Source organism: Halorubrum sp. Atlit-26R (assembly GCF_003666015.1).
In the GTDB taxonomy this organism is placed as follows: Archaea; Halobacteriota; Halobacteria; order Halobacteriales; family Haloferacaceae; genus Halorubrum.
Map to the genome: position 1 here is coordinate 1 of NZ_QPLT01000312.1, position 574 is coordinate 574.

A 574-nucleotide genomic window follows, 5' to 3' on the forward strand; every position below is an offset into this window, starting at 1 on the left:
GTACCCTCATCGTGTTCATTGCGATGGTGCTGGTGGCAGCGATCGCCGCTGGCGTTCTGATCAATACGGCTGGTTTCCTCCAGTCTCAAGCAGAAGCGACTGGTCAGGAGAGTACCGACCTTGTGTCCGATCGGATTGAGGTCGTGAGTACGACAGGGATCGTCAACAGTGCTGATGACGGCGACCTAAGCGAAATTAAAGTCGTGGTCACCACCGCTCCAGGTGCGTCCGACATTGACTTGAACCAAACCGTTATCCAAGCTGTTGGGCCGAACGGCACAGCCACTTTGAGCTTAAATCAAGATACTACCAAGAGTGCGAGCGGATTTGGTATTGAGGAACTAACCGGGGCCAACAGTGCGAGTGAAGCGGTGCTGAACTCCGAAAACGACGAGTTCACCATTCTCTTGGATCCGACAGGCAGCGCGTTCGGAACTGGATCCGGTTCTGACGCGTTCGGTGAGGGTGACACGGCGACGCTCGACATTATCTCGCCCGCCTCGGCGACGACATCTGTCCAGCTCACCTCGCCAGACCTCTACAATACTGACAGCGAAGCGGTCCGGCTCTAGCG

1 protein-coding gene is annotated in these 574 nt (G+C 56.3%); it reads left to right on the forward strand.

Translation table 11 applies throughout. The features are described from left to right. A partial coding sequence (locus tag DVK07_RS20740) for a flagellin (protein WP_121598601.1) occupies nt 1–572 on the forward strand: 572 nt, incomplete at its 5' end. Between the last annotated feature and the right edge of the window lie 2 nt (nt 573–574).